General features: G+C 62.5%; 1 protein-coding gene. It reads right to left on the reverse strand.

Going from position 1 to position 811, the window contains the following annotated elements; all coding sequences use genetic code 11:
* On the reverse strand, window positions 1-811 hold an 811-nt coding region (locus tag A3754_RS04350), incomplete at both ends, for a GMC family oxidoreductase N-terminal domain-containing protein (RefSeq protein WP_156496776.1).

An 811-nucleotide genomic window follows, 5' to 3' on the forward strand; every position in this document is an offset into this window, starting at 1 on the left:
GGTAATCCAGCAGCGGTTCACCATTGTCACGCAGTTCCACGACGCCACCCAGGTTCTCGTCATGGAAGCCGTCGCGGATCATGGCAATGGAGGCGGCCAGATTGGGCAGACGCTCGATTTCATCCCGTGCCCGTTCACCAAAGCCGCCGATCAAGGCACTGGAGAGGCCCGGGTGCATGGGCATCATTTCCATTTTGTAGCCCGCAGGACCATCCACGCCGTGTTTGAAGGTGAACTCGTCGGAATACATGGACTGGGGGGCGCCGTAATACGGGGCGATTTCCTTGTCGTAGAGGCCGAAGGCAAAACTGGTGGGATGCAGGAAGGTGCGTTTGCCCACCAGACCATTCGGGTCCGGGGCGTCGGAGCGCATCAGCAGTGCCGGGCTCTGGATGCCGCCGCCGGCAGCAATCACGGTTTTCGCTTTCAGGGTCACGGTGGCGCCGGTGGGTACCTTGTCGTCATTCAGCGGCCGCACGCGCACCCCGGTGACGGTGTCACCTTCGATAATCAGGGTGTCCGCCTGGGCGCTGTGGATCAGCGTGGAGCCGTGATCCAGGGCGCCGGGAATGGTGGTGACCAGCATGGATTGCTTGGCGTTGGTGGGGCAGCCCATGCCGCAATAGCCGATGTTCCAGCAGCCGCTCACGTTGCGGGGAATCAGGGCGGAATGCCAGCCCCTGTCGTCGCACCCGCGTTTCATCACATCGTTATTGGCGTTGGGGGGCATGGCCCACTTTTCTACCTTGAGGCGGGTTTCCATTTGCTGGAACCAGGGGTCCAGCTGGGCACGGCTGAGGCCCTGCACGCC

The sequence above is a fragment of the Alcanivorax sp. HI0083 genome (genome assembly GCF_001635175.1).